The organism is Pelomonas cellulosilytica (assembly GCF_021353265.1).
Classification (GTDB): Bacteria; Pseudomonadota; Gammaproteobacteria; order Burkholderiales; family Burkholderiaceae_C; genus Pelomonas; species Pelomonas cellulosilytica.
This window is the reverse complement of record NZ_JAJTWU010000013.1, coordinates 37,241-63,324: the sequence shown is the minus strand read 5'-3', so window position 1 is coordinate 63,324 and position 26,084 is coordinate 37,241. Positions and strand designations below refer to the sequence as shown.

Here is a 26,084-nt window from a genome sequence, read left to right as displayed (position 1 = left end):
TCACGTAGGGCAGTTCGTCAGCGTTCATGTACAACGCTTCGGCGATCCATGGACAGATTCATCTTCTACTCAAAGCCGAAGCTCGTCGCCAGTCTGGCGCCGATGTTCGTCATTGCGGTCGCGTTGTTCTGGCTTGGTTTGACAAGCGGCGTTCTCATGATTCTTGCGGCCGTATGGGCGCTGGTCGTTGTTTCACTCCTGCTGAAGTTGAGTCCATTTGATCGCCCAGTGCTGGAGTTCGGTGGCTCGGAGATCGCTTTCGGCCCAGGCTTGGCGACCAAGGTCCCCATATCCCGCATCAAGTACGCAGTATCTGGCGGCAGCAGCCCTCACGCATGGCCAGGCAGTGTCATCGTTTTGCTGGAAATGGAACCAAGAGTTGCCGGGGGCCAGCGGTACCAAGACCAGAAGGTCATTCAATTGTTTTGCGTTGACGCCACGCCAGAGGACATCGCGAAACACATCAACGCCCTTGTTGGTTTCGCGGCGCGCCGCGAGCATTGACCGTTCACCCAATCGGCCCCGCATCGGTGTGCCGCCTTTGGCAGTCAGGTAGGTCGCGTCGCGACCCGCGCTACCGCTGCAACCCCATCGGGTGTCCACGACGAAGAAGCCGGCGTCGCGCAAGCGAGCGGCGGGGCGCGCCTGCGCCATCCCGCCCTACAGCGGCCTCGGCATCAAGCCGTTGAGCGACCGCTTTCCCGCCACGCGTTCGATGGACCGAAAGGCCGCTCCGGGTCGTGAGCTCCCGTTCACCAGAGCCGCGACCAGTCATTCGAGGCCAAGCTGCAACCACCGGCCGCTCAATGCCCGGTCTCGAAGGTGAAGCGGCCGTTGACGTCGGCGTGCGTCGAACGGCCGCTGACCGGTGGTGCCGACGTTGAGCTGCCGAACGGCGAATGACTCCGACCAGCCTGAAGCTGTCGCCCGATGTGCTCGCTCGGGTCTAGGTCGGCTTTGCAGCCTGTGCCGCCGGTCGCGGACGAGGCACTCACTGGCTGGAGTTGGGCAGGAGGCGTCAGTCGACTTCCTGTCCACGCTTTCATGCACTGGTGAGTGGGCACATCAGCAACCCCAGGAGGCCAGGTATGCCGTCGGCGGATTGCGCCCTGGCCGCGCCTGACTGGACAGGATCAGCGCCTCGTAGCTGCTGTTGGAACCACCAAGTTCGAAAAGAAAATCCGGCCGGCCGTCGCCGTCAAAGTCACCGATGGCCTTGATCTGCACGTCCCAGCCGTAGCCACCGAGGTCGTATTCGTAGCGCTGGCCGTCAACCTCGAGGCTGAACTGCGTGCCCTCCCCGTAGGGCCGGCCATCTGCAGTACGCAAGCCATTTTGTAGCTTGAACGCGAAGGGACGACCGTTCAGGGCAAGATCAAACCGGTGGTCGAGTGCCGGCGTCAGCCGCGGCGTCCCGTTCTTGAAACGATAGAGCGCGACAGTGCGCGCTTGCCAAGTCAAGCCGGGAATGCGGACGTACGCCGGAATGCGCTCCTGGTCTTGAATGTCCGACGTAGCCCCCGCGGATTCAGGCTCCGATGCCGTCGAACCAGCCGCCGCTTCAAGCTGGTCGACCACAGGCTTCAACCGCAATCGGGCCTCAGGGATTGACAGCGGCTGCACGGTCAGCGTGGCTTCCGCGTCGTCGATCACGAATGTGGCCCAGCCATCCATCGGCCAGGAATGTGCAGGCAATTTGTCCCAGACCTGTGGCACGCCATATGAGCCGACACCCTGTCTCCACTCGCCTTGGCGGAGCAAAGCACCTGGAGCGACGGCCGGCGCCGCCAAGATGGCATTCGCGATGGTGAGCGCCACGCTGGCGCAGGCGGTGCGCGTGAGTTTTGAGGTGACGGACGCTTTCATGGGGTCATGTCGACTTTGCCGGCTCCAAACTTCTCCGCACATGCGGGTCGGCGAATGGTCGAGATCATGCCGGGGCCATGCGCTCTGCGGTGGCAAACGGAAGAAACGTTCCGCGCGTGTGCCTGTGAGCACCTGGCCGCCCAGTCGTGGCGCGTCCAGGCGGCGGCGGGTCTGGCCCGTGCCCAGGCCGAGGTAGAGGTAGAGGTAGAGGTAGAGGTAGAGGTAGAGGTAGAGGTAGAGGTAGAGGTAGAGGTAGAGGTAGAGGTAGAGGTAGAGGTAGGGCGCCGCGGGCGTTTCGGCGGGCGCAAAGCCGGGTGACAGGGCCAGCACGGCCAGCGTGAGGGCCTGTGTTGAAACAGCGTGTCGGGCCGGGGCTTGGGTGCATGACGTGCCCTCAGGGGGGCGGGGTGGATGTCCAGACGGCCTGTCGCCGATGCCTGCGGTGGCGTCTGTGCGACTGCGTACCGGCGCCACCAGCGGGTCCAAGCGGTCCTGTGTTCCCTGCCGCACCGACAGGGCCCGGCCGATTCGGCAGGCTGGATCCCACCACCGACAAGGACTCTCCATGAAGACCGATGCCCAGCTCCAGCAGGACGTGATGACCGAACTTCAATGGGACCCGGCGCTGCACGCAGCCGAGATCGGCGTGCAAGTGCATGACGGTGCCGTCACGCTGACCGGTGAGGTCAGCAGCTTCCCGGAGAAGCTGCACGCCGAAACGGCGGCGCAGCGCGTCGCGGGCCTGCGCGCCCTGGTGCCTGAGATCACGGTCAAGCTGTCGGCGTTCGGCCGCCGCACCGATGCCGACATCGCAGCCTCGGCGGTGCACGCGCTGCACTGGACGGAAGGCCTGCCGCCCGAGGCCGTGCAGGTGCTGGTGGAGAACGGCTGGATCGTGCTGACCGGCACGGTCGCCTGGCAGTACCAGCGCGAGGCCGCAGCCGAGAGCGTGCGCCACCTGTGCGGCGTGGTGGGCCTGAGCAACCAGATCGCCATCGAGCCGGCGCATGCCGGCGGCGCCAGCATGGCTGGCATCGAGGCAGCCCTGCGGCGCCGGGCCCCAGCTCAACTGCGGCGCTTGAAGGTCGAGGTCATCGGCGGCGACGTGATCCTGTCGGGCAGCGTGCCGACCTGGGCCGACCGCGACCTGGCCACCCACGCGGCCTGGAGCAGCCCGGGCGTGCGCCGTGTCACCAACCGCATCGCCATCGCATGAGCGCGCTCGTGCCGTGGCCGTGCTGCCGGCCTGCCCGCATGTGCGCTGCCGCACCGACCCTGCACGGCAGACCGCGCAAGCTGGGCACCTCAATCCCACGAGGCTTCCCATGAAAACCGACCTTCAGCTGCAAGCGGAAGTCCTGCAGGAACTGCAATGGGACCCGGCCGTGCAGGCCACGTCGCTCGGGGTGGAGGTGAAGGACGGTGTTGTTACGCTGTCCGGCCTGCTGGACAGCGCCGCCGAGAAGTGGCACGCCTTGCACGCGGTGCAGCGGGTGGCCGGTGTGCAGGGGCTGGCCAGCGCGTTGACGGTGCGCCTGCCCGGCCTCAGCCCGCCCAGCGATGCCGACATCGCGGCCGCCGTTATCCACCGCCTGGCTTGGCATGCGGCGCTGGCCGACACGGAGCTGGGCGTGGCGGTGCAGGCCGGCCAGGTCACGCTCTCCGGCACGGTGCGCTGGCAGTACCAGCGCGAGGCGGCGCTGGCCTGCGTGCATACGCTGCGCGGCGTTCTGGGCGTTCACGACGACACCCAGCTGAGGCCAAGCACGGCCGGCGTGGTCATGTCCAGCCTGCGCGAAGCCCTGGAGCGCGCGGCCGGCGTCGATGCCGGGCAGATCCAGGCTCTCGTGCGAGGGCATGAGGTCACCCTCACCGGCACCGTGCCTCACTGGGCGGGCCGCCAATCGGCGCTGGCTGCGGCCTGGGCCCTGCCCGGTGTCCGCGCAGTGCGCGATCAGCTCACGCTGGCGGGCTGAGGGCGCCACGGCCCGCTCTAGTCACGGAGAACCCCATGAACCTCGGCATCCTGCTCTTGATCGTCGTGATCCTGCTGTTGATCGGGGCCCTCCCGGCGTGGCCGCATAGCCGCAGCTGGGGGTTCATGCCCTCGGGAGCCCTCAGCCTGCTGCTAGTGATCGTCGTCGGGCTGCTGTTGCTCGGCCGCCTGTGATGGTCTCTTCACAGTGCATCGAGGAGTCGCCATGAGCGAACGCAACAACTACATCGACAACATGAAGCTCGAGCTCGACACGCTCAACGACCAGCTGGGCTCGCTGGAGGCCCGTGTGATGCATGTCCGCCAGGAGGCTCGCCAACAGTACGAAGGTGAGCTGGCGCGGCTGCGCACCCAGTCCCGCGAGGCGCTCGCGAAGTGGGAGTCCCTGCAGGGCTCCACCGAGGCCACCTGGCACCAGGCCGTGCCGGACATGGACCGCCTGCGCAATGCCTTTTTCCACGCTTTCCACCTCCTCAAGGCACGCATGTGATCGCCCCCCGGCGCGCCACCCTTGTTTCACCCCCCCGACCTCAGCGGACACCTGGCCCGTCGAGTCGCCTTCCCAGGAGCACCACATGAAGAAATCCATGAAACCCAAGCGAGCTGCACAGCCGGCGACACACCCGCCTGTGCTGGACGCCAAGCCTGAATCACCTCGGGCGGCAGCCCCTGCGACCGCGCGCGACCGGCCGCCCAGGCACAAGGCCGTCAAGGGCTCGCGCTGAGCCCGCCGCTCGCCGCGCCGGATGCGTCCCCCCACCGGCGCGTCGCCCTACCGGAGGAGGCGCCGGAGCCCACCACGAGCCCGCCCATGGACAAACCCACGACCCTGCCACCCGCCCACCTGTTCAAGATCGCCCCGTTCACCGCTGCCTCGCGCGACCGGCCGGGCCTGTGGACGTCCCGTCCGGCCAGCCCGGTCGACCTTCCTTCAACGGACAGTCGCAACGCGTCCATGCTGTGGCAGCACGCGGTGCACGATGTGCGCGGCAAGCTGGGCGTGGTGGCCAACATCACCCTGCTGCTGCAGCGGCCCTGCACCGACGAGCGCCGCCTGGCCCTGGCGAGCATGTTGGACCGCAACGTCACCAGCCTCGGCCTGCTGCTGGACGGGATGGACGATCTCGCCCGGCACGAGGCCGTGGCGGAGGCCCCGGTGCTTAGACCGCTCAATGCCGCCGTGGTGCTGCAGGGGGTGTGCGACAGCGTCATGGCGCTGGCCGAGACGCGCGGGCTGCGTGTCGAGTACCGCGGCCCGGCCGTGCTGCCCGTCGAGACAGATGCGCGCCTGCTCGAGCGCATCGCGCAGAACCTGATGCTCAATGCCGTGCGCTACACCACCTCCCACGGCGTGGTGCTCACCTGCGGGGCCAGCGACCGCGTCGCGCCGGGGCGCTGGTTCTTCGAGGTCCGTGATGCCACCCCCGTGCAGGCGGTCGGAGCGCTGCACCTGCCACTGCAGGGCTTGCCCGTGTCGCCCGCAGCACAGCCCCTGCCGGCCGGGGAAGGCCTCGGCCTGGCGATCGTGGCCCGGCTGAGCCGCCTGCTGGGGGCCGAGGTCGAAATGGCCAGCACCGGCACGGGCCGGTGGACCCGCGTCAGCCAGCCGCGGCGTGGCGGGGCCGCGCTAGCAACACTGCCCGGCGGTGCGCCACGCGCGACCCGCGCCATGCGACCAGGCCAGGCCGCCCGGCCGTGACGGTGGCCGTGATCGCGAAGGCAGCACCGCCTTGAGGCCCACCACCCGCCATGCCGAGCGCCATCGCACCGAGCGTATCGGCTGGCTGCGTGCGGCCGTGCTCGGGGCCAACGACGGCATCGTGTCCACGGCCAGCCTGCTGGTCGGCGTTGCCGCGGCAGGCGCCAGCCCCGATAGCCTGCTGGTGACGGGCGCGGCGGGGCTGATGGCGGGGGCCATGTCGATGGCCGCGGGCGAATACGTCTCGGTGCAGGCTCAGGCCGACACAGAGAGCGCCGACATCGGCCGTGAGCGCGCCGAACTGGCCGACAGCCCGGCCGCAGAAATGCAGGAATTGACTCAGCTCTACATCCAGCGCGGGCTGGACGCCCGCCTGGCCGGTCAGGTCGCCAGCCAACTGATGTCCCGCGATGCGTTGGCGGCCCATGCGCGCGACGAACTGGGCATCGCCGACCTGCTGAAGGCCCGCCCCGTGCAGGCCGCGTTCACCTCGGCCGCCAGTTTTGCGGGCGGGGCGCTTCTGCCGCTGGTCGTGACAAGCCTGGCGGCCGGCACCGCGGTCATCCCGTTGGTGAGTGCCACGTCGCTGGTCTTCCTGGCGCTGCTGGGTGCGATGGCAGCGGGCGTCGGCGGCGCGAGCGCCTGGACGGGCGCCGGCCGCGTGCTCTTCTGGGGTGCCCTCGCCATGGGCATCACCGCGGCGGTGGGGGCGCTCTTCGGAACCACGGTGGCCTGATCCCGCCCTCTGCCTCGAGAGCCCGGTGCAGACCGTTCACCGACGGGCTGGAAGCGCGGAGTAAGGGCATGCGGGGTCCGTCGCCTCTGCCGATCCACACCGGGCGGAATGCGTCGTTGGCAGCCTCCCCGTGGTGCATGCTGATTTCTCGTGAAGGTCCACACCTGACAGGAAGCGCACGCGTTGCCGGTGCGACTATGCGCCGCTCATCGGGCGGCTGCAGCGCAGGATGCTGTCACGGACGTGGTTGACGTAGGCCGGCTGTACGTTGCGCTCGATGGGCTGGAGCGTGTCGGCTGTGCGGCCGAAGAGGCCGGGAAACTGGATAGCGCAGTAGGCCGCAACGGTGGTGACGGCTTGCATTGCGGGCTCCGGGTTGACGCTTTCGATGACCGCCAGCGTCTGGACTGGCGCCGCGCCTGGCCATCGCCCCGAGCGGTGAATCGCTGGGGAAGCCCTCCCCCAGTTGCCGGCCGGCTCAGGCTCCGACTGACTCGTTTGACGGCAAGAGCGGCCGTTCAATGCTGCTGGCTGCGGTCATGCCGCCCGTGTGACTGCTCCGGGGTTCTTCGACCGTCTCAGTTCGACCGTTGCAGTCTTCGCCTACGGCGACTTCGCAGCCCCGAAGCGGCCGTTCAACGTTCGAGCTAAGCGGACCTGGAGGCCTGCCGCTGGCGCTCCGCTTGAGGGGTTATGCGGAGCTTTGGATGAAGCCGGCGTACTTGGCGCGTTGCTGTATCCGTAAGTACAACAGCAGCCCAAGCCGATAAGGTCGAAGTACTTTGATCCCGATTCGGCGCATCGCTCCATCCAGTCTTTACAGCCAGCTGGTTGCGCGACGCCGCACTACATCAGCGCGCGGCGTCACTTCGACTCGCACTGCCACGCCAAAGAGTCACGGAGCCCTTGCAAGCGCCAGGGTCCCAGGGCTGCATAGTCGAACTTCAGCTGCGAAATCGCGCGAATCCGCAATGGAGTAGCCCGCAAATACAAGTAGTCAAAATTTTCCACCTTTTTCAGAAAGCCTGCCAGGCGATCGCTGCTGCAGGCTGCATCGAGATCGATCACCAGGTCAATAGCCAGTGGCTTACCCAGGTCAACGATGACAGTCGGATCGCGAAGCAGCTCACCTCCAACCTTGAACTTAGCGAGGCCATCAAAGCCCAATAAAGCGCGTTCAGCCTCGAAGGGGAATCCGTTTTCCGCAACCGAGTTCTCTTCGTTGAACCGATAGCGCTCCTGCGGGCCAGAGCGTATGCGGGATTTGCTGCCAAAGATCGTTGCCTCCCCAAGATCGAGGACTGGACTACCTCGGCCCATAGTCATGCCGTAAAGCCTGCAGCTCATGGTGCGATGCTCGCCTTTTGACCGTTGTAGATCGCACTTGATTGGCAGTGGCGTATAGCTCGCGTTCTCCCAAGGATCGTATTTCAGCTCTGGGTTGACGTATTCGATGAGACGGGGGGATAAGTCGAGTGCCACAGATAGCATCTTCCCGACGAATGTAGGAACCTCAAAACACAGCGGAACCCAAACGATGGCTACGGCCACCTTCACGAAGCGTCGTACGAACTTCCAAGGTACTCTAGAAAAGGTAGTGCGCCACAACGCTCGCCCAGCCAACAACGAACAGCCAATGGCTACGGGCAGATGGAAGAAAATGTAGCCAGCACGCCAGGAGTCGTAGGGCTCCCACGCTGGATTGTTGACGGCCCACTTGTTGAGCAAATCTGCAGTGATGGTTTCGAATATCAGCGCCGCAACGATGATCGAAAACCCCGTGCTAGCCACCAACAGCGCTGCGCCATCTCGATGCCGTGCTGAAAGTATTCGAGAAGCGAGCCAGCTGAGAAAGCAAAAGCAAAGTCCGAGCGCCACGATGGGCAAAAACCGATGCAGATAGCTTGTAGGGTCGGCTAGACCAGTTAGAGAGTCAAGCCAACGCGGTTGATCTTTGGAGTAGCTGAGATCAGAAGCGAATAAGGTGCTGGCTAGTGCAGAAGCCACAAGCATCAAGGTGGCCCACGGGAGAACCTTTCCCTCCGCTTCCTTCTCAACGAGGAATTCACCAGGGCGCTCCACGACAAAGGCAACCAAGCCGTATCCGAACGAACCCAGCAACCTACGGGCTGTGTCCAGCAGCCCGACGAGGAAGTTTTGCGACTTTGCAACCCAGTCGCTTACCTGCGGCGCGGATGAAGGCCCTGAAGAAGCCCCATGCTGAGAACGCCGCAATCTTCCTACAGATTGCGGCCGGATCGTGCCGCGGCGCCTGCCCGGCTCGGATTGTTGAGTTCCGCGAAGAATTTGGTCATCCAGTTGGTCACAAGAGGATGCAATTGGAATCAAAATGGCGGTATACGTCGATCCGCAAAACTGATGACCGCGTGCCGTGCGGTGCACTTTCGAGCCTTAAACGAGCCGCACCGTCGCTAGCACGGCGGCGAAGCAATTGACCGTGCATTGGAGGCTAGACCGCCCTGAAACAGCCCTTCTTCAATGGCTGCTCCTGGCCGGAAGGTGCCGGATGCGCATGGTGGATTGAACGGCCGCAACCTCTGCAGACCTGCCGGTCCACCAGCGAAGCGAAGGTCGTCACCGAGACCCAGTGCCAGCACTACAACGAGCGCATCGGTGTTTTCGACTTCGCAGAGTCATGCGTTTGAATTGCCACATGGGATCGCTAGGTTTTGCGCAGGGCGCTGTTTACGACTCTTTTTGGTCGGAACACCATATGCACCGCTTCGGTGGCGAAACGAAATCTGATGGACATACGGCCGCTTGGCCGCTAAGGACGGACTGCTGACGCCAACGGGCCACATTTCTGCTTCACAGCCAGACTTGATTCTCAGCAACGTCGTCGCCGCAATGACCGGCGGGGTGTGGCAGAGCTCTCTGGCCGCCATGCATGCAGCTGGGTGATCCACGCGGCCGCCGCTTCAGCGGCCACGTCCATCTGCACGGGCGGTGGTCGCTAGGGCTCCGCGGCCTCGGCTGACGCCTGGGTTGATCCGTCTCTACCAGCCTTCCATCCAGCTCGTGAGCTGCAGCGTCGCCTTGGCGATGTGCTTGTGGACGGTCGTGGTGCTCAGGTCATGCAGTCGCGCGAGTTCAACGATGGTCAGCCCGTCGATGCGGTGGGCCCGGAAGAGGTCCCGCGTGATATCGCTCATGCGGCTGATACCGACGCTCAATCGTTCCAGCCGCTCCTTGGCGAGCAGCGTAGCCTCTGCGGTGGGAGAGACGTCGATGAGGACGATGTCCTCGATCAGCACTTCTTCACCTCGTGCGGTCTGCGCGCGATAGGCGTCGATGGACAGGTTGAAGGCGGCGCGCATCAGGAAGGCTTCAGGCTGCTCGACGGGCTGCTCGCGCGCATAGCAGGCCAGCCGGATCCAGGCCTCCTGCACCAGGTCCTCGGCTTCGTGCGCGTTGCGCCCACGGCGTATCAGGGCGCCGCGCACCCGCGCGAGCGTCTCGCGCAAGTTCTTGATGAGGGCGGCCGTCATGGCAAGTCACGCGACGGGCTGCGAGGGCGACACCTCCGCAGCGCGAGAACGCCGCAAGGCCGTCTTGAGTCTGCGCTGGGGCAGGCCCTGGAGCCGGCGCTCGACGTTCTCGAGGGCGTGCACCAGGAAGGCCACAGCGGCTCCCTCGTCCGCGAACGGCGCCTGGCGCTTGATCGTGCGGCTCAGGCTGGTCTGCAGGCGTTCAGCCGTCGCGGCGGCCGCAAGAAGCGCAGCGCGGCGCCGAGGGCCGAAGGGGCTTAGGGCCACGGGATAGCACGCCGACCAGGCGGCGTCGGGATAGGTCGACGTGCAGTCCGCGCCGCCATCAACGGAGATCGCCTTGATGTGCTCGATGCCACGGTCGTGCAGTTCATCGAGAACGGCCGGCAAAGGCATGTGCAGAGGCCAGGCGCCCAAGGGCTCGTACCGGTCCCCTTTGAACAGACCCAGGGCCCATCGCCAGCGGGATTGCTCGACGACGTCTCCCGTGCGGACGGGCAAGGCGAGGGTCTTGAACTCTGCGAGGACGTACCTGCAGCAGAGCGGTCTGGTAAACCCCGAGGAGCGACAAGCCCTTTGATGGCGCTTGTAGGTACTGAACTCGCCCGGCTCGGCTGCAGGTGACGGATTAGTCATGACATCTCCTACTCCACGGCCGCCCAATAGGCGGCAACTCGGTGTAAATCGTTGATGTTCAAGTCAACGATTTGCATTCTGGCGCAGCGAGCCTTCCAAGGCAACCATAAGTGTTGACTGCAAACTCAACAAGAATGGTTGATAGACGGCGCAGCCGACAGCATCTCGATGAGGCAGCTCACAGCTTCTTGCCCATTCGTTTGGGCCGCAATCTGGCGACGCGGCGGAAGGCGCTCGGTCTCACCCAGGCGGCGGTAGCTGAGCGGCTCGGCGTCGACACGGAAACGCTGTCAAGGTTTGAGCGCGGCAAGCATGTCCCGTCGCTTTTGACGCTTGAGCGCTTGGCTGCCATCTTGAGTTCGACTTGTGCCGAACTGCTGGAAGAGCATGCTCCGCAGCCGGCATCGGAGGTGCTCGCGATGCAGACATGGTTGGCAGGCCTGAGTGAAAAGGACGCAGAGTTCGCCAAGCGCATGCTCAAGGCGGTTTGTGAGCACCTCGCTCAGTAGCACGCCCACCAGAGCGCCAGCTTGGCCAGCGTTGCACCGGCCTGTTTGCACATAGGTCGAACAGTCAACCTGACGGTATGTCTGCGACGCCCAAGCCACCCACCGAACTACCGTCCCCTGACGATGTTCGAGGTGTGCTTGCCTACGACGTACGTTTGCTTCGCGTTCGGCGAGATTGGTCCCAGGAGGACCTCGCCATGGATGCGATCTTGACCGCACCTACATCTCGGGGGTCGAGCGCTCACGATGGAACATTTCCTTGGCGAACATCCAGATGTTGGCCGTAGCGCTCGGCACGGAACCTTGGCATTTGCTCAGACCGCCCGATGGCGGCTCGATTCCGAAGGCGCGGTAGCGGAGCCTGCGGCGCGAGTTGCTGGATGAGGCTGCAGGTAAGACGAGAGGTGCAGGTCAGCGAGCGCAGCGCCGTGACGCCCAAAATCTGCCGTTCACCTCCGCGCGCTTCGCGAAGCGGCTGGTCAGCTCGTCTTGTTGTACTGGGTACTGGAAGGATGAGCCTGTAGCCGGCCCGGCCAGTACGAAGGGCCCCGTAGGGCCCTGGTCGATGAGAGGAGGGCGCCGCCGAAGGCGATGGCGTCAATCGGCGGCGTGAGAACGGTCCGCGGAGAGTGGAAGGTTCAGCCCGACGCCTGGTCAGCGGCGGTTGTTGTAGACGTCGATGAACACGGCGGCCAGCAGCACGCAGCCTTTGATGACCTGCTGGTAGTCGATGCCGATGCCGAGGATGGACATGCCGTTGTTCATGACGCCCATGACGAAGGCGCCGATGACCGCACCCATGACCTTGCCGACGCCGCCCGACGCCGAGGCGCCGCCGATGAAGCAGGCGGCGATGACGTCCAGCTCGAAACCGAGGCCCGCCTTCGGCGTCGCGGTGTTCAGCCGTGCCGCGAAGATGAGGCCGGCGATGGCGGCCAGCACACCCATGTTCACGAAGGTCAGGAAGGTCAGCCGCTGCGTGCGGATGCCGGACAGCTTGGCGGCCTTCTCGTTGCCGCCCAGCGCATAGATGCGCCGGCCCAGCGTCGTGCGCGACGTGATGAAGCCGTAGGCGATGGCGAGCACCGCCATGATCAGCAGCACGTTGGGCAGACCCTTGTACGAGGCCATCAGCCAGGCCAGGCCGACGAGCGCGGCGGCGAACGCCGCCTGGCGCAGCGCGAACACGATGAAGGGTTCGACGGCGATCTCGTGTCGGATGGCGTGCCGGCGGTTCATCCAGCCGGTGACGAGCAGCAGTCCGGCCGCGGCCACGCCGATCAGCAGCGAGGTCATGCGCACGTTCTCGCCGTTCAGCGGGTCGGGGATGAAACCCGAGGCCAGCAGCTGGAAGGTATCGGGGAAGGGGCCGACGGACTGGCCTTGCAGCAGCGTCAGCGCCAGGCCCTTGAACACCAGCATGCCGGCCAGCGTGACGATGAAGCTCGGCACGCGGAACCAGGCGATGAACCAGCCCTGCACGGCGCCGATGACGGCGCCAGCGACGAGGCAGGCCAGGGTGGCCGGCACGACGGACCACTCGTACTCGACGAGCAGCACGGCGGCCAGTGCGCCGACGAAGCCGCAGACGGAGCCCACCGACAGGTCGATGTGGCCGGCCACGATGACCAGCAGCATGCCCAGCGCCATCACGATGATGTAGCTGTTCTGCAGCACGAGGTTGGTGAGGTTCAGCGGCTGCAGCAGCGTGCCGTCGGTCGCGTACTGGAAGAACGCGACGATGATCACCAGCGACATCAGCATGCCGTACTCGCGCAGGTGTTGCTTGAGGAAGCGGCCGATGGACGGGGCAGGGGAGTTCATGGGAGTCACACAGGGTTGGCGCTGACGATGGCACGCATGATTCGCTCCTGCGTCGCCTCGCCGGCATTGAGTTCGGCCACGATGCGGCCTTCGTTCATCACATAGAGCCGGTCGCACATGCCCAGCAGTTCCGGCATCTCGGACGAGATCATCAGCACCGCCATGCCCTCTTGCGCGAGGCGGGCGATCAGCGAATAAATCTCGAACTTGGCGCCGACGTCGATGCCGCGGGTGGGCTCATCGAGGATGAGGACCTTGGGCTCGGTGAACAGCCACTTGGCGAGCACGACCTTCTGCTGGTTGCCGCCGGAGAGCTGGCCGACAGCCTGGTCGACACTGCTGCAGCGCGTGGCCAGGCGCTGGCGGAACTCCGTCGCGACGGCGTGCTCGCGGCCTTCATCGACGATGCCCGCGCGGGAGACGCCCGGCAGGTTGGCCAGCGACGTGTTGCGCGCGATGGCGTCGTCCAGGATGAGGCCCAGGCCCTTGCGGTCCTCGGTGACGTAGGCCAGGCCGGCGTCGATGGCGCGCGGCACGGACGACACGTCGACCGCCTGGCCGTCGATCTCGACGGCGCCCTGGATGCCCCGGCCCCACGAGCGGCCGAAGACGCTCATGGCCAGCTCGGTGCGGCCGGCACCCATCAGCCCGGCGATGCCGACGATCTCGCCGCGGCGCACGTGCAGGTTGATGTCCTTCACCGCCTTGCGGTCGCCGTGCTCGGGATGCTGTGCGGACCAGTCGCGCAGCTGGAAGCGCACTTCGCCGGCCGACGGCTGGCGCTTCGGGTAGCGGTCGGCCATCTCGCGGCCCACCATCGCGCGGATGATGACGTCCTCGTCGGCCATGCCTTCGCGGCAGTCGATCGTCGTGATGCTGCGGCCATCGCGCAGCACCGTGACGGCGTCGGCCACATAGGCCACCTCGTTGAGCTTGTGCGAGATGATGATGCAGGCGATGCCGCGCGACTGCAGCTGCAGCAGCAGCTCCAGCAGCGCCTTGCTGTCGCGCTCGTTCAGGCTCGCGGTCGGCTCGTCGAGGATGAGCAGACTCACGTCCTTGGCCAGCGCCTTGGCGATCTCGACGAGCTGCTGTTTACCTACACCCAGCTCACCCACCATCGTGCCGGGCGCCTCATCCAGCCCGACCATGGCCAGCAGTTCGCGGGCGCGTACATGCTGGGCCGAACGGTCGATGACGCCGAAGCGCGACGGTTCGTTGCCGAGGAACAGGTTCTCGGCGATGGACATGAGCGGCACGAGGGCCAGCTCCTGGTGGATGATGACGATGCCGGCGCGCTCGCTGTCGGCAATGCCGGCGAAGCGCCGCACCTGGCCGTCGAAGACGATCTCGCCCTCGTACTCCGGGTGCGGGTAGACGCCCGACAGCACCTTCATCAGCGTGGACTTGCCCGCGCCGTTCTCGCCGCAGATGGCGTGGATCTCGCCACGGCGCACCTGCAGGCGCACATCCTCCAGGGCCGTGACGCCGCCGAAGCGCTTGGTGATGCCGCGCATCTCGAGGATGGCGTCGGAAGAGACAGGTTCTTGCATGGCTGCGCTGCGCGCGTCTGCGCGTTGCTGCTCGGCGGTGCCGATCACTTGACTTGCGTGGCCTTGTAGTAGCCGCTGTCCACGAGCACCTGCCTCAGGTTCGTCGCGTCCACGGCCACCGGCTTGAGCAGGTAGCTCGGCACCACCTTGACGCCGTTGTTGTAGGTCTTCGTGTCGTTGACCTCGGGCTTCTTGCCGCTGAGCACGGCGTCCACGAGGTTGACGGTCACGCGGGCCAGTTCGCGCGTGTCCTTGAAGACGGTGGACGTCTGGTCGCCGCGCAGGATGGCCTTCACGGACGGCAGGTCGGCGTCCTGGCCGGTGATGACCGGCATGGGCAGCTGCGGCGTGCCGTAACCCAGGCCCTTGAGCGACGAGATGATGCCCAGCGACAGCACGTCGGCCGGTGCGAGCACGGCGTGCAGGCGTTCCTTCGTATAGAAGGCCGACATCAGGTTGTCCATGCGCGACTGCGCGACCGCGCCGTCCCAGCGAAGGATGCCCACCTTCATCGCACCCAGCTGCTTGCTGCGGATGACCAGCTTGCCGCTGTCGAGGTAGGGCTTGAGCACGCTCATCGCGCCTTCGTAGAAGAAGCCAGAGTTGTTGTCGTCCGGCGAGCCCGAGAAGACCTCGATGTTGAACGGGCCCTTGCCCTGCTTGAGGCCCAGCTTGTCGACGATGGAGTTGCCCTGCAGCACGCCGACCTGGAAGTTGTCGAAGGTCGTGTAGTAGTCCACGTTCTTCGTGCCCCGCAGCAGGCGGTCATAGGCGACGATCTTGACGCCCTTGTCGGCCGCCTTCTGCAGCACGCCCGACAGCGTGCTGCCGTCGATGGAGGCGACCACCAGCGCCTTGGCGCCCTTGGTGATCATGTTCTCGATCTGCGCGAGCTGGTTGGGGATGTCGTCGTCAGCGTATTGCAGGTCGGCGCGGTAGCCGTGCTCCTTGAAGACCTTGACCATGTTCTCGCCATCGGCGATCCAACGGGGCGAGGTCTTGGTGGGCATCGAAATGCCGACGAGGCCCTTGTCCTGAGCGGCTGCCAGGCCACCGGTCAACAAGCCGGCGGCGAGGAGGGCCGCGGCCCGAATGAATTGCTGACGATGCATCGTCTGAGTCTCCGAGAAAGTTGGAAGTGACCTTTGACCTTGTGCGCGCAGGCGGATCAAGGCAGGCATAGCGTCCAATTTCCCGTTAAATCAGCGCCAGCCTCGTCAGTAGACCACGATCTAAATTCGAGTATCTAAAAAATTGGTCTGACCGCCATAAGGTTGCGGGCTTTCCCTATTGGGGAATGCCATAGGTTGGCGGCCAGCGCTGTCCCAGCGCCGCCAAAGAGTGCGGCCAACCGAGCCTTCGCGTGATGTACAGGCCAAATATGCATAGCGACCCCTTGAATGACTAGAGTAATGACTGGTTTAACACCGAGGCCCATGACGGTCTGACCCTTCAACAGGGACTTCCCGGTTGGTCAAGCTGTTTGATGGGGCTGTATTCGATCGCGGCCTTCGCTGTCTTCCTCAAGAGCTGGGTTCGGGTTTGGTGCAGCGCCACGGAGAACAGACTGCACATCTACAGGCGGCCTTGTTGCATTCGGGTTTGGTGCGGGTCCGGATACCCACCGCTCAACAGGGCTGCATTCATTCGCCGCCGTCGCCACAGCTGGCGCGGCGCAAGGTCAGTCGAGCTTGCCTGCTGCCGGTCTGACGTCTGAACTGCATCTTCGAACGCACGTCTACGGGGAAGAAGTGCCTTGTCGCGGATGGGTTTCAAGCCGGCATCACAGCTGGCAGGACGGCTGGTACCGCCTGCGACTCACCAGGCTTGACCGACACGTAGTACGGGTCGAATTCGTGTGAACGGCGGTCAGGAAGCGCGCTTATTCTGCGGTGAGAGTGCGGTTTTGCCTTGAGCCCTGGGAAGGGTCAATTGCGAGTGAGGGTGGGCGCGGGGGCCGGCGTCGCCCGTGACGACGCTGGGAGTATCGCCGGCTACTACACCCTGGCCGCCGCCAGCGTGCCGCTCACCGAGCTGCCCACCACCGTCACCAAGAAGCTGCCCCGCTACCGCGCTGTGCCGACCGCGCGCATGGGTCGCCTGGCCGTGGATCTGAGCTTCAAGAGCCAGGGCCTGGAGGGCGCGCTGCTGGCCGATGCGCCGGTCCGCTTCATGCGGTCTGGAATCGCTGCCTTTGCCTTGGTCGTGGATGCCAAGGACGAACAGGCCAGCACCTTCTACCAACACCACGGCTTCGTCCCGCTGCCCGAAGCCTCTCTGACGCAGTTTCTGCCGCTGGCCGGCCTGCCGGCTCAAGCCTGAGCGCGCAGCCGCGTTACAGCCCCGCAGCGCAGCAGCCAAGAGGAACAAGCCAGCGAGCGTTCAGCCGCTGAACCAAGAGCAGCCCACCCGCTCGTGGGACTGCAGAGAAGCTGCAGTTGGTCGCAAATTGCGACCAACTCGCCACGTTGAAGCTCTCCGAGTCGATGCGGCGGAGCGCCCGCGCGGTCAGCCGCCGCGCCGCCGCTGGCCGTGGTCAGCCGGCGATGCATCAACGCTTCAGCGACGGCGACGGCTGGCGAAGCCCACGACGGACAGCCCGGCCAGCAAAAGCCCGAATGTCGCGGGCTCGGGCACCGGGGCCAGCGTGTAGTGCAGCAGGTCGACGCGCAGGTTCTTGTTGGTCAGGTCCTGATCGCTGTTGTCCGGGTCCACGATCATCTCGACGACCATTTCCGCCTGGCCGTTCGGCAGCGCCCGCAGTGCGATGCCTTCCACCTCGTGGCTGCCGGGCGTCGACGGAAGCTGGAACAGCTCCTCGACATGGCCGGTGCTGAGGCTGACCCGGTAGATCGACGCGGTGCTGTTGTCCGACGACATGTACAGCGAGCCGTTGAAGACCTTGGCACCCTGGATGCTGGACAGCGAGCGGTCCATCGTCAGCGTGTGGCTGAAGCTCCAGTCGTCGAGGTTGTAGACGTTGATCGTGTTGCCGTTCTGCCATTCCTTGCCGTAGCCCACGCCGGCGGCGCCATCCACGGCCACCCAGCTCGCCACGTCGTGGTGTGGGTTGGCGGGAGAGCCCACCAGTTCGAAGCTCTGGCCCGTGTAGCTCAGGTCCGACGCGTTGAAGACGGCGACATGGCCGTGCCCGTAGCTGTAGCCCAGCGCCGGGTCCTTGGACGTCGTGTCGAGCGACGCGTAGATCTTGCCGTTGTAGACGTCGATGTCGCCGATGTGGTCCAGCTTCTGGCTGGCGAGCGCCGCCGGGATCCCCGGGACGATGTAGCCCGGCGCTGAGATGTCGACGTTGCCGACGCGCTGCAGCGAGTTGAAGTTCAGGTCGGTGCGCTGCAAGCCGTATTGCCAGGCGCTGATCCATTCATTGGCCTGGGTGTTGAAGGCCAGGCCCTGGCTGAAATAGATGCCGTTGAACGACAGCGGCGGCGACTGCAGGTAGATGGCGTCGGTCTTGCTCAACGTCCAGGTCTCGGCGCTGGCGGTGGAGGCGGTCGCGCCGAGCATCAGTGCTGCCAGCGTGGCGGCGAGGGTGGTCCATCGGGCTTGGGAGCCTTGGCGGCTTTGCGGGGTACGTTCAGTCATGAGAGTCCTAGGTCTAAGTAGCGCGCCCGGCTGGGCGCGCCACGACAGGCGACCGACGGACCGGACAACGGGGCACCAATCTAGGGACATGGCATGACGCCGTGGTGAGCCCAGCCGTAGTCCGGACGGCTGGCTCTTGGCTCCAACCAGGGCTCAGCCGGGGCCGGACGGCAGCACTGGCGCGCCGCTCAGGAACCGACGCGAAGCGGCAGCCCTCAGAACAGCGCCACCTTCAAGCCCAGCTTGTAGGTGCGACCGTACTGCTCGTACTGGTAGTTCAGCTGCGGCACGCCCACGTAGGTGTAGTAGTGCTCGTTGTTGAGGTTCACGCCCTCGAACGTCAGCTGGACCGATGGCGTGAGCTTGTAGGCGACGGACAGGTCCACCTGGCGTTGGCTCGCGACGACCTGGTCCAGTGCCGCGTTGGTCACGTCGCTGCCGAACTGCAGCAGGTACTTGGACTTGTGGTTGACCGCCAGCCGCGTGCTCAGCGGGCCGGCCTCGTAGCCCAGCATCAGGTTGACCGTCGTGTCGGACTGGCCCGGCATGCGCGAGCTGCGCACCAACTGTGCCTTGCTGGTGGTGTCATAACGGCCGACGTCCGCGCTGGAGTGCGTGAAGGACGCATTCGCGCCGACGAGGAAGCCGCTCATCCAGCCCGGCAGCATGCGCAGCTGCTGCTGCCACGACAGCTCCACGCCGTCCACGCGGGCCTTGGACCCGTTGGCATAGCCGGTCACGCTGGTGTAGCTGGCCCAGTCGCCGGTGCCGGCGAGGTTGGTCGCGTACGTGAAGTCCTTGATGTCCTTGTGGAACACATAGGCCGACACGGCGCCGTCGCTGCCCAGCAGGCGCTCGATGCCCAGGTCGAGGTTGTGCGCGCGCATGGGGCTCAGCAGCGGATTGCCGATGCTCGCCTCGGTGGTGCTGGACAGCGTGACGGCGGGCGACAGCTGGTCGAAGTTGGGACGCACGACCGAGTTCGTCCAGGCGGCCCGCACGCTAGTTTCCTTGTCCAGCTTGTAGCGCGTGTGCAGGCCCGGCAGCCAGTTGCCGTAGTCCTTGGCGTACTGCGTCGGCGTGATGACGCCGGCCACGGAGCTGGCAAAGCCGGCGGCGTCGAACCGGGTGCGTTCATGGCGCACGCCCGCCAGCACGCTCCACGCCGGGCTCAGGTCCACCGACGCCTGCACATAGGCGGCGTCGATGTTCTCGTGCAGCTCGTAGTCGGACAAGGCCGAGGCGCCCGCCACTTTGGCGGCGTCGCGAGGCAGCGCGGCCAGGCGTGCACGGATTGCGCCCGAGTCCATGGCCGGGCCGATGTCGCCCATCGAGAAGTCCAGCGTCGATCCGGTCACGAAGGCCGACAGTGCAGTCGGGCCGGCGCCCCAGTAGTTGCCGCTGGTGGCCGAGCCGCTGCTGTAGGACCACTGGTCCGTGTCGTTCTTCTTGTCCCGGCGGCTGAGCTTGGCACCGAACTTCAGGTCCAGCTTGGTGCCGCCGTCCAGCGTGAACGCGCGCGTCAGGTCCACGCGGCCGTTGTGCTCGTTGTCGTCGCTGGCGCGCTTTTGCAGTGTGAAGGAGTTCAGCGTGTACTTGCTCGCGTCGTAGAGGGCGGCGGGGCCCGTGACGAGCGGCTTGGTCGTGTCGGTGAAGGACACGCCTGCCACGTTGTTCTGGCGGAAGCGCGCGTCGTTGAGCTGCTCGGGCGTGCGCTCGGTGCCTTGCCCCAGGCCCACGTTGGCCTGCAGTGTCCAGTCGCCCCATTCCTGCTCGGTGCCGAGTACCAGCGAACGGATCGAGCGCGTGTATTTGCGGGCGCGCAGGCGGCGCTCGGCGCGCACGGTGGCCGGGGCGCCCTCGGCGACCGAGCCGCCGGTGATGTTGCTGAGGGTCAGGCGGTCTCGTTCCTCGTCGTCGCTGAAGCGCGCGACGATGCCGCGCGCGTAGTAGCTGCTGTCGGCGCTTGGCTTGTAGTCGATGTTGGCGGCGAAGGCCGCTCGGTCGCGGTTGGGTCGGTAGTGACGCAGTTCGACACCGCTCAGCTTGCCGGCGCTCCAGGCGCCATCCGTCTCGACGTCCTCGGAGCCGAACTTGCGCTGGTCGACGTTCAGCGCTGCGGCGACGCCCAGCGTGCCGCCCAGCAGCCGCGTGGCGCCCAGCAGGCTGCCGGCCGGGCTGGTCTGGTGCGACAGCGAATCGCGGCTGCCCGACAGGCCCGCGCTCAGCAGGCTCTTGGGCAGGTCGAACGCCGACAGCGTCTTCACGTCGACGGTGCCGCCGAGCGAATTGGCGTCCATGTCGGGCGTCAGCGACTTGATGACCTCCAGCGAGCGGATCAGCCCCGACGGCAGCACGTCCATGCTGACGCCGCGCCGGCTGGCCTCGGGCGACGGCACCAGCGAGCCGTTGATGGTGATGGTGTTCATGTCGGGACCGAGGCCGCGCACGACGACGTAGCGGCCCTCGCCCTGGTCGCGTTGGACCGCCACACCCGGCAGCCGGGCCAGCGATTCGGCGGCGTTCACGTCCGGCAGCGCGCCGATGTCGTCGGCCACGACGGCGCTGACGATGTTGTCCGCGCTCTCCTGCATCTTCAATGCCTTGCGCAGGCTGGACGCCTGGCCCGTGACGACGACGGTCTCGACCTTCTCGGGCGTCGTCTGTGCCTGGGCCGTCGCGGCCAGCAGGGCGCAGGCGGCGGCGAGGACGGTCAGGGGCATCGGCGTGCTGTCACGGAACATGGCTGGGCTCTTGGCTTTCAAAAAAACCTCGCAGCCTAGAAAGCCGATGCGAATTCCTTGTGACATGAGGGCAGCGCCCGTACACCCCGAGCCGATTCGCGCCCTCCCGATGGCACCGGCCGCCGGCCAAACGGTGTGCCAGCGGTGGCGCCTCGGCGGCTGGCTGGCGGTGAGCGCCGTGAGCGCCCTGAGCCTGGCGCCGCTGGGCGCGCAGGCCGGCCAGGACCTCGGCTCCAAGACGCCATATGCACCGCGCCAGGACGCCGCCCGCTACGAGATGGCGCCGGCCGGGTATGCGCCCGTGGCCGTGCAGCTGGTGGCCGGGCATGGCAGCCGCGGATGCGCCTGGCGCTGATGGCCGCGGCTCACTTCCTTCGACGTGGTCTCGAAGCTCACTGGCCCGCAGTGAGCGGGGCAGTTAGTGGCGGGCGGGTGTCTCCTGCGAGGTGTTCAGGCGAGTCTCATCCTATGCCCTGAGGGCCTGATATGGGCCTGATATGCCAGTCGCCCCTAACACAAACAGCCCGCGTCGCGCGTGCGTGCGGCTGCAAAGCACCTCCAAGTGCTGCGGGTCGTCGCCGAACACGGCTCGCTGCGCTGCGCGGACCTTGCCGCCGCGTGCTGGCCAGGTGCGAGTTATGGCGAGCAGACGACCGGCCAGCCGTTGTTTTACATGGGCGAGACCAACCTGCAGCACCTGGCGCTGGCGATTGCCGAGGAGGAAGGCGCGCACCGTGCGGTCTACGTGCTGAGGGGCTAGCAAGAGCGAAGGCGAGCTGACCCTCGCGAGCACGGCAGGGCTCGGCCGGCCACGTGGCCGCCATCAAGGTGGCGGCCGCCCCACCTCGACGCGCTCTACCGGCTGATGCGCTGCTACGATGAGCCGTACCGCGAGGCCTGTTGATGTTGAACCGTCTCTTGTGCATTGCCCCAGCGCAACGCCACTTCCGGCAAGTCACATTTGGCCTCGTCTTCGTGGCGCTGTCCTGCCTGGCGCCTGCACTGGCGAGGGCCGAGGACTACAAACCCGTCGTTTGCACGGCGCACGCGCCTTATGCCGGTCGTCCCTTGCACTCCGCGGTAGCCGTACCGTCGCCCAAGGCGATACCGGATGCCTCACTTGATGCCGCGACGACCGCGCGGCTCGACGCAGCTCTCGCCGCGATCAAGGCCGCCACCCTTGCGCAGGCGATCACCGCGGCAGTGGGAATCGAAGGTGCCGGGTTGTGGACCGGCGACACGGTCGGACAACGCCCTCTGTTCTGGGCAAGTGCCGGCAAGACCTTCACCGCCGTCGTGGTCCTGCAACTCGTACAGGAGCACAAGCTGTCGCTCGACGACGCGGTTTCCAAGTGGATTCCGGACGTTCCGAATGGCCAGGCCATGACGGTACGTGATCTCCTCGCGCACACGGGCGGCCTATTCAGCGCCAATGAGGACCGGAAGGCCCGTGCCGCGCCACGCTATCGCGATCCCGATGAGAATTTGGCAATCGCGCGCAAGCATGGCGCGCTCTTCTGTCCGGGCGCGAATTGGCGCTATTCCAACACCGGCTATGACCTGCTCGGGGAAATCGTCCGACGGGTAGATGGCCGGTCGATCGACCTGGCGATCACCGCGCGGATCATCACGCCGCTCGGCCTGGCCTCGCTGCGTGCGCTGCAGCCCGGCGGCGGGGCGGATGGCGTGGCCCCGCTCGTCTCGGCGCAGGCCACGCCGATTGATCCGAGTTGGGCGGGCGCAGCCGGCCCGATCGTCGGAGCGGCCAGCGACATGGTTCGCTTCTGGTCCGCACTGCTCGGCGGCCGGCTGATCGAGCCGTCAACGGTGCAGGCCATGACCGAGACGCTTTATCCGATGTTCGATCCCGGCACCTTCTATGGGCTCGGCGCGATGGTGTTCGATGTCACCGATAGCGACCGGCGACTGTTATGGGTCGGACATGCCGGCGGAACACCGGGCGCCGGCGCGCTGGTCGTCTATTCGCCTGCCGACCATGCCTTTGCCGCCGTCGCCCTGACCGGTGATGGTCCGGCGGTCGCGTCGGTGAATGCGTTGCTGAAGGCGCTACGAGGGCCGATCACGCGCACGGGGGAATGACACGACGCTCACTCAGGACGCCACGCTCCGGCTGCTGCGCTGATCCGAATTTCAAAAGGGAAGGTTGAATCAAGGTGGATCGGAGGACCCTCTTGCAAGGCAGCTTGGCTGCCGCAGTGGTGGACCTGCTGCCAACGCCGGTATGGGCTGCGGGCCATTTGGATGACGCGAAGATCGATGTCTTCGTGAAGGCTTCCGGCTTCTCCGGGACGATCGTCCGTGCTCAAGACGGCAAGTTGGTCTATGCCCGGAATTTCGGCTTCGCGAACATCGGGACGAAGACGCCGGCTACCACGGACACGGTGTACGGGATCGCCTCGATCTCCAAGTTCCTGACTACGGTGACCGTGCTCAAGCTGGTCGAGGCCGGCAAGCTGGCGCTCGATGCGCCAATCGCCACGTTGCTACCGGATTACCGGGCCGACACTGGCGCGAAAGTCACGATCGCCCATCTGCTGTCGAACACCAGCGGGATTCCCAACGCGTTCACGGGCGCGGCGAAGGTCGAACCGGATCTGGTGGCCCACGACATCGGCACTGCGGAATCGGTTCGCCGTTTCGCCTCGGGCGACCTGATCTTCGAACCGGGCAGCAAGTTCGACTACGCCCTGACCAATTGGTTCATCGTTGTCGCGATCGTCGAAGCGGTGACCGCGTCGCCCTTCGAGAAGGCGATGCGCGCGATCACGCTTGATCCGCTGGGCCTTATCCATACGACCGCGACGATTGGCATCGAGAACGAACCCGGTTCCGCCCGTTCCTATCGCACCGTCGACCCACTGGTCGAATGGCCGAACCTGCGCACGCCCACCATGGTCGCTTCGGGGGGCTATTACAGCAATGCCCCCGACCTGTTGCGCCTGGCACATGCGGTGTTCGACACGGATTTCCTCGCGCCGGCATCGCTGAAGGCGCTTCGAACCGTGCGCGTTGCCGAGCAGAGTTATTCGCTCGGTGGCAGGGTACGAACGATGACGATCGCGGGCCAGCCGGTCCAGGCTGCATGGGAAACCGGGCGGCTGAACAGCTATCGCTCCTTGCTCGCCCATCGCTACGATACGCGGGAAAGTATCGTGGTGCTCAATCACACCGGTATTTCGCAAAAGGACATCGACCTGTTCGCCGAAGACCTGTTCGGAGCAACACCGCGCAGCTGAGCCTTGACTGTGTTCCCAGCGTCCGCAATGCAAGTCAGGCCACCTCGAGATGGGACGTGCGCGAAGATTCGCCCGTCAATGGTGACAGGCATTGCCTTACGACCCCCACTGACTATGAATGTCGTCTTCACACCGAGTTGGCGCGCATGGGCCGTCGAATGAACCGCCTGCCTGATGTCTGCAAGGATGACACTGTCGATGGTCACGGTGCCGGCGGCCCTGCCGTCCTCTGCGGCGGCCAGAAGCCATCGACCGCTTCAGCCAAACGGCGAATTTCGGCGATTCTGATCGGCCTGGCCGCCGCCCTGTCCCCAGCGCTTGTATTGGCCGAGGACCAACTGGTCGCCGCTTCGGCGATCAATGCGCTGTTCGACCGCTGGAAAAGTACGGACGGTCCGGGGTGCGCGGTATCGGTCACGCAGGGCCAGCGGGTGGTGTTCACCGGCGCCTATGGCAGTGCCATCGTCGAGGGGGCAGTCGCCAACACCGCCACGACCAGCTTCCATATCGCGTCCGTATCGAAGCAATTCACCGCCTTCGCTATCTACCTGCTTCGGGCGGAAGGCAGGCTGTCACTCAAAGACGACGTCCGCAAATATGTGCCCGAGCTTCACGATTTCGGGATGCCGATTACGCTCGACGATCTGCTCCATCATCGCAGCGGCCTGCGCGATCAATGGAGTCTCCTGGCGCTGGCGGGTCGTCGTCTGGAAGACACGATCCTGCAGGAGGACGTGATCCGCGTCATCTTCCGCCAGCGCGACCTCAACTTCCCACCGGGCAGCGGCTTCGCGTATTCCAACACCAATTACACGCTGCTCGCGCTCGTCGTCGAACGCGTGTCGGGACAGCCTTTCTCACAATTCCTGAAGCAACGCGTGTTCCAGCCGCTCGGCATGGTGGACAGCTGGGTTCAGGATGATTTCCGCATAGTGCGTACTGGCCATGCCCAACCCTATGCACCGGTCGGTGGCGGCTATCAGCGGCGCTCGCTGCCCTACTCGACCTATGGCGCAACCGGCGTGCAGACGAGCGTGACAGACATGGCGCGCTGGGCGATGAACTTTGACGCACCCAAGGTCGGAACACGTGCGATCTTTGACGCCATGATCACGGTGCAGCCCGATGCGACGGGCAACGTCCGGCGCTATGCCTCTGGTTTCGAAATCGGCCGATACCGTGGCACGGCGACAATCGAACATAGCGGCACCGATCCCGGCTATGTCGCCGATTTTCTGATGCTCCCCGAGCGGCATTTGGCGATCACCGTGTTGTGCAACAGCGAAGGACTTAACCCTGTTGAACTGGCACGAAGAATCGCGGATCTGTATCTGACCGACGCTCCCGAGACTGCGACGGACATCAAGCGCCAAGCCGTACCGTTGGGGGAGAAGCAACTGGCCTCCTTCGTCGGCACTTACAAGGAAGAGCCGGGCGTCCTGTTCGCTGTATCCCTGCGCAACGGCAAGCTCGTCTTGCAGGACAAGGACGAGTTGACCGCCTTCGGTCCACGCGACTTCTTCCTCAGAAATGCTCCGGTCACGTTCAGCTTTCCCGACGCTGCGACGCTCGTGATCCACGAGCCGGACCATGATCGGATTGCTCGGCGGATCGCGGCGACGGACGTCCCCGACGTGACGCAGGCACAGATGCTCGACTATGTCGGCGACTATTACAGTCCCGAACTCCGGCTGCCGTATACCGTCGCGATCCGCAACGGTGCGCTGTGGCTGAGCGATGCGTTTGGGGAGACGATGGTCCGCCAGCCGGCAAAGTTCCTCCGCGAGCCGGACGCCTTTGTCACGCAATCCGTCGCTGGAGCCCTGCAGTTCCACCGAGATGGACAGGGCAGCATCATCGGCTTTGCGCTGTCGAACGGCCGCGTGATGAATCTGAAGTTCATCAAGATCGACAAGCCGCTACCCTCCTGACCGGCGAAACTAGCGGGACACGCGCCCGAGCGGCCTGCGCAGGCAGGCGTGTCTGGAGAGCGGCGGCTCGCCGCGGCACCGGCCTGGTGGACACGCGGCTGCAAGTGACGCTTCAGCCTTTGCGGGCCTGGGCAACGGCGTTTGCCAGACCGCTAGTTTGAGGAGCCGGCCGTCGCCTGGCGACGGCACGCCGTTGCAGCCGAAATGCGCTTGTCAGTGGC

Annotated in this window: 25 protein-coding genes; 15 read left to right on the top strand and 10 right to left on the bottom strand. The window is 65.6% G+C overall.

The window, feature by feature from the left end; genetic code table 11:
- Window positions 1-48: 48 nt before the first annotated feature.
- On the top strand, window positions 49-504 hold the full coding sequence (locus tag LXT13_RS26140) for a hypothetical protein (RefSeq protein WP_233375262.1): 456 nt from the start codon (window positions 49-51) through the stop codon (window positions 502-504).
- Between the two features lie 561 nt (window positions 505-1,065).
- Here the strand turns inward: LXT13_RS26140 and LXT13_RS26135 are convergent.
- Window positions 1,066-2,196, bottom strand: a complete 1,131-nt coding sequence (locus tag LXT13_RS26135) for a hypothetical protein (protein ID WP_233375261.1) — start codon at window positions 2,194-2,196, stop codon at window positions 1,066-1,068.
- A gap of 235 nt (window positions 2,197-2,431) precedes the next feature.
- Here LXT13_RS26135 and LXT13_RS26130 point away from each other — a divergent pair, with 235 nt between their 5' ends.
- The 7 genes from LXT13_RS26130 (at window position 2,432) to LXT13_RS26100 (ending at window position 6,297) form a co-directional block, all read left to right on the top strand.
- Entirely contained in the window at window positions 2,432-3,082 is a 651-nt protein-coding gene (locus LXT13_RS26130) for a BON domain-containing protein (RefSeq protein WP_233375260.1), read from the top strand.
- A gap of 109 nt (window positions 3,083-3,191) precedes the next feature.
- Window positions 3,192-3,842, top strand: coding sequence for a BON domain-containing protein (locus LXT13_RS26125; protein WP_233375259.1), 651 nt, complete (start codon window positions 3,192-3,194; stop codon window positions 3,840-3,842).
- A gap of 35 nt (window positions 3,843-3,877) precedes the next feature.
- Window positions 3,878-4,036 carry a DUF3309 family protein gene (locus tag LXT13_RS26120; protein WP_233375258.1) on the top strand — a complete coding sequence of 53 codons (159 nt, stop codon included), beginning with the start codon at window positions 3,878-3,880 and terminating at the stop codon, window positions 4,034-4,036.
- Between the two features lie 31 nt (window positions 4,037-4,067).
- The gene (locus LXT13_RS26115) at window positions 4,068-4,352 is read left to right on the top strand and encodes a sll1863 family stress response protein (RefSeq protein WP_233375257.1); all 285 of its coding nucleotides are present in this window, start codon (window positions 4,068-4,070) and stop codon (window positions 4,350-4,352) included.
- Between the two features lie 85 nt (window positions 4,353-4,437).
- Entirely contained in the window at window positions 4,438-4,587 is a 150-nt protein-coding gene (locus tag LXT13_RS26110; RefSeq protein ID WP_233375256.1) for a hypothetical protein, read from the top strand.
- Between the two features lie 86 nt (window positions 4,588-4,673).
- Window positions 4,674-5,561, top strand: coding sequence for a sensor histidine kinase (locus LXT13_RS26105; RefSeq protein ID WP_233375255.1), 888 nt, complete (start codon window positions 4,674-4,676; stop codon window positions 5,559-5,561).
- Window positions 5,562-5,592: 31 nt separating this feature from the next.
- On the top strand, window positions 5,593-6,297 hold the full coding sequence (locus LXT13_RS26100) for a VIT1/CCC1 transporter family protein (protein ID WP_233375254.1): 705 nt from the start codon (window positions 5,593-5,595) through the stop codon (window positions 6,295-6,297).
- A gap of 195 nt (window positions 6,298-6,492) precedes the next feature.
- Here LXT13_RS26100 and LXT13_RS26095 read toward each other — a convergent pair whose 3' ends face one another.
- The 4 genes from LXT13_RS26095 to LXT13_RS26080 all read right to left on the bottom strand — a co-directional run bounded on the left by LXT13_RS26095 (window position 6,493) and on the right by LXT13_RS26080 (window position 10,307).
- Window positions 6,493-6,660, bottom strand: coding sequence for a hypothetical protein (locus LXT13_RS26095; RefSeq protein ID WP_233375253.1), 168 nt, complete (start codon window positions 6,658-6,660; stop codon window positions 6,493-6,495).
- Between the two features lie 501 nt (window positions 6,661-7,161).
- The gene (locus tag LXT13_RS26090; RefSeq protein ID WP_233375252.1) at window positions 7,162-8,700 is read right to left on the bottom strand and encodes a hypothetical protein; all 1,539 of its coding nucleotides are present in this window, start codon (window positions 8,698-8,700) and stop codon (window positions 7,162-7,164) included.
- A 614-nt stretch (window positions 8,701-9,314) separates the two neighbouring features.
- Window positions 9,315-9,806, bottom strand: a complete 492-nt coding sequence (locus tag LXT13_RS26085) for an RNA polymerase sigma factor (RefSeq protein ID WP_233375251.1) — start codon at window positions 9,804-9,806, stop codon at window positions 9,315-9,317.
- Between the two features lie 6 nt (window positions 9,807-9,812).
- Window positions 9,813-10,307 (bottom strand): hypothetical protein, encoded by a 495-nt coding sequence (locus LXT13_RS26080; protein ID WP_233375250.1) that lies wholly within the window; start codon window positions 10,305-10,307, stop codon window positions 9,813-9,815.
- A gap of 245 nt (window positions 10,308-10,552) precedes the next feature.
- Between LXT13_RS26080 and LXT13_RS26075 the strand changes: the two genes are divergently transcribed.
- Window positions 10,553-10,951, top strand: coding sequence for a helix-turn-helix domain-containing protein (locus LXT13_RS26075; RefSeq protein WP_233375249.1), 399 nt, complete (start codon window positions 10,553-10,555; stop codon window positions 10,949-10,951).
- A 654-nt stretch (window positions 10,952-11,605) separates the two neighbouring features.
- On the opposite strand, the gene mmsB is transcribed toward LXT13_RS26075, so the two are convergent.
- From mmsB to chvE, 3 genes are read right to left on the bottom strand one after another with little or no spacing between them, the layout of a single operon-like run.
- Complete coding sequence (mmsB, locus tag LXT13_RS26065; RefSeq protein WP_233375248.1) at window positions 11,606-12,775, bottom strand: multiple monosaccharide ABC transporter permease; 1,170 nt, start codon at window positions 12,773-12,775, stop codon at window positions 11,606-11,608.
- A gap of 5 nt (window positions 12,776-12,780) precedes the next feature.
- Window positions 12,781-14,328 carry a multiple monosaccharide ABC transporter ATP-binding protein gene (mmsA, locus tag LXT13_RS26060; protein ID WP_233375247.1) on the bottom strand — a complete coding sequence of 516 codons (1,548 nt, stop codon included), beginning with the start codon at window positions 14,326-14,328 and terminating at the stop codon, window positions 12,781-12,783.
- Window positions 14,329-14,372: 44 nt separating this feature from the next.
- Window positions 14,373-15,440 (bottom strand): multiple monosaccharide ABC transporter substrate-binding protein, encoded by a 1,068-nt coding sequence (gene chvE, locus LXT13_RS26055; protein ID WP_233375246.1) that lies wholly within the window; start codon window positions 15,438-15,440, stop codon window positions 14,373-14,375.
- 799 nt (window positions 15,441-16,239) lie between these two features.
- Between chvE and LXT13_RS26050 the strand changes: the two genes are divergently transcribed.
- Window positions 16,240-16,650 (top strand): GNAT family N-acetyltransferase, encoded by a 411-nt coding sequence (locus LXT13_RS26050; RefSeq protein WP_233375245.1) that lies wholly within the window; start codon window positions 16,240-16,242, stop codon window positions 16,648-16,650.
- Window positions 16,651-16,887: 237 nt separating this feature from the next.
- On the opposite strand, the gene LXT13_RS26045 is transcribed toward LXT13_RS26050, so the two are convergent.
- On the bottom strand, window positions 16,888-17,931 hold the full coding sequence (locus LXT13_RS26045; RefSeq protein WP_233375244.1) for a PEP-CTERM sorting domain-containing protein: 1,044 nt from the start codon (window positions 17,929-17,931) through the stop codon (window positions 16,888-16,890).
- 215 nt (window positions 17,932-18,146) lie between these two features.
- Window positions 18,147-20,675 (bottom strand): TonB-dependent receptor, encoded by a 2,529-nt coding sequence (locus tag LXT13_RS26040; protein ID WP_233375243.1) that lies wholly within the window; start codon window positions 20,673-20,675, stop codon window positions 18,147-18,149.
- A 178-nt stretch (window positions 20,676-20,853) separates the two neighbouring features.
- Here LXT13_RS26040 and LXT13_RS26035 point away from each other — a divergent pair, with 178 nt between their 5' ends.
- The 5 genes from LXT13_RS26035 to LXT13_RS26015 all read left to right on the top strand — a co-directional run bounded on the left by LXT13_RS26035 (window position 20,854) and on the right by LXT13_RS26015 (window position 25,863).
- Window positions 20,854-21,030 (top strand): hypothetical protein, encoded by a 177-nt coding sequence (locus tag LXT13_RS26035; protein WP_233375242.1) that lies wholly within the window; start codon window positions 20,854-20,856, stop codon window positions 21,028-21,030.
- Between the two features lie 207 nt (window positions 21,031-21,237).
- On the top strand, window positions 21,238-21,435 hold the full coding sequence (locus LXT13_RS26030; protein ID WP_233375241.1) for a hypothetical protein: 198 nt from the start codon (window positions 21,238-21,240) through the stop codon (window positions 21,433-21,435).
- Between the two features lie 143 nt (window positions 21,436-21,578).
- The gene (locus LXT13_RS26025) at window positions 21,579-22,775 is read left to right on the top strand and encodes a serine hydrolase domain-containing protein (RefSeq protein WP_233375240.1); all 1,197 of its coding nucleotides are present in this window, start codon (window positions 21,579-21,581) and stop codon (window positions 22,773-22,775) included.
- A 92-nt stretch (window positions 22,776-22,867) separates the two neighbouring features.
- A complete protein-coding gene (locus tag LXT13_RS26020; RefSeq protein ID WP_233375239.1) occupies window positions 22,868-23,932 on the top strand; it encodes a serine hydrolase domain-containing protein in 1,065 nt (354 codons plus the stop codon).
- A gap of 158 nt (window positions 23,933-24,090) precedes the next feature.
- Window positions 24,091-25,863: a serine hydrolase domain-containing protein gene (locus tag LXT13_RS26015; RefSeq protein WP_233375238.1), complete on the top strand. Its 1,773-nt coding sequence runs from the start codon at window positions 24,091-24,093 to the stop codon at window positions 25,861-25,863.
- The last annotated feature ends 221 nt before the right edge of the window (window positions 25,864-26,084 follow it).